Below are 1728 nucleotides of genomic sequence, written 5' to 3' on the forward strand. Positions count from 1 at the left end.
TGCGCGCCTGTGGGGCCGCACGACAGTCGGCGTGCGCTGCGCGGGCGAGCGGCCGTGGACCGTCTACCTGCAGGCGAAAGTCACCGTGCAGGCCACCTATTACGTCGCCGCACGCCAGATCGCGCCCGGCGAGCCGCTCTCCGCGGCCGACCTGGTCGCCCGCGACGGCGACCTGACGGTGCTGCCGCTCGCGGTGATCACCGATCCGGCGCAGGCGATCGGCGCGACCGCGCTCGCGCGCATCTCGGCCGGGCTGCCGCTGCGACAGGACATGCTGAAGAGCGCGGCGTCGGTGTCGGCGGGCCAGACGGTGCGGGTCGTCGCGGCCGGGCCCGGTTTCACGATTTCGGCCGAGGGCAGCGCGCTGGCCAATGCGGCGCCCGGCCAGTCGGTACGGGTGCGGATGGCCGCGGGCCAGATCGTCACGGCGATCGTCAAGGACGCCGGCACCGTGGAAATTCCGCTATAGGGACGGATCTCGCCGCAAGAGTGTAAAGAATTGTTTATTCGGAGCATTTCGGGCTCGCGATGCTAAAGTTCGGGCCGACCCGGCCGTTATCTGGGTCAAACCGAACAGGAAACCCATCGTGAAGATCGATTCCACTCCGAACCCGAGCCCCCTGGCGCCGACCGGCAACGGCGCGCCGCGTGCGCAATCCGGCACGGCCTCGTCTTCGTCCGCGCAGGCGGGCGACGCAGGGTCGACCGGCGGCGACACGACCGTGAACCTGTCGGGTCTGTCCGGCCAGCTGCGTTCGGTGTCCGCGTCCGGCAACGGCGATATCGACACGGGCCTGGTCCAGTCGATCAAGGACGCGCTGAACAACGGCACGCTGACGATCGACGCGAGCAAGATTGCCGACGGCGTATTGAATACCGCCCGCGAGCTGCTGCAGCAGCAGCGCCCGGGCAGCTGAAGCCGGCCTCGCGAGGCCGGTCCCCCCGGTTTGCCGGCGCGTCCAACGCGCCGGCGCGACGAGCATGACGCGATGAGAGAAGAGCTGCTGGCCACGGTCAACGACGAACACGCGACGGTCGAGGCGTTCGCGTCGCTGCTCGCCTACGAGGAAAAGGCGCTGACGATGGCCCAGCCGCTCGAGATGCTGCCCGGGATCGTCGAAAAGAAAACCGAGCTGATCGACCGGCTCGCGCAGCTCGAACGCACGCGCGACACGCAGCTTTCCGCACTCGGCTTTCCGGCCGGCAAGAAGGGGATGGACCAGGCCGCCGAGCGCGATGCCCGCCTCGCCGGCCGCTGGCAGTTGCTGCAGCAATCCGCCGAACGCGCGCGCCAGGCCAATGCGAACAACGGGATGCTGATCCGGATCCGGATGGACTACAACGAGCGCGCGCTCGCGGTACTGCGCTCGGCCCCGGCGCCTGCCGGCGTCTACGGCCCCGACGGGCGCGTGTCGGCACTCACGCGCTGAAGCACTGACTGACCGGCGGCAGCGCCGCCACCGTACTTTCCGCATTTCGCCGCCATGCGCGGCATCTCACGTTTCGACAGACCGGGCCCGAGCCCGGCACCCACGGTCCCTTCCGATACACGGCTGCGCAGCCGCGCCGCCGTCCCGTCACAACAATCAGAAGAGGGCCGCATGCCATATTTCCGCATTCCGTTTTCATCCCGCATCACCGCCGTTTCCGCCGTCGCGGCGCTGGGCGCCGCATTGACGCTCCCCGTCGCGCAGGCCGCCGGCCCCGCGCCGCTGCCCACGCCGACGG

The 1728-nt window shown here is 69.8% G+C and carries 3 protein-coding genes; all 3 read left to right on the top strand.

Annotated features, from left to right (window positions below; all coding sequences use genetic code 11):
• Positions 1-469: flagellar basal body P-ring formation chaperone FlgA (flgA, locus tag G3O06_RS48090; RefSeq protein WP_205820418.1), on the top strand; the 469-nt coding region annotated here is incomplete at its 5' end.
• A gap of 118 nt (positions 470-587) precedes the next feature.
• Complete coding sequence (gene flgM / locus G3O06_RS48095) at positions 588-917, top strand: flagellar biosynthesis anti-sigma factor FlgM (protein ID WP_174918199.1); 330 nt, start codon at positions 588-590, stop codon at positions 915-917.
• 72 nt (positions 918-989) lie between these two features.
• On the top strand, positions 990-1430 hold the full coding sequence (locus G3O06_RS48100) for a flagellar protein FlgN (protein ID WP_174918200.1): 441 nt from the start codon (positions 990-992) through the stop codon (positions 1428-1430).
• The last annotated feature ends 298 nt before the right edge of the window (positions 1431-1728 follow it).

The sequence above is a fragment of the Burkholderia sp. Ac-20345 genome (assembly GCF_017104825.1).
Classification (GTDB): Bacteria; Pseudomonadota; Gammaproteobacteria; order Burkholderiales; family Burkholderiaceae; genus Burkholderia; species Burkholderia lata_B.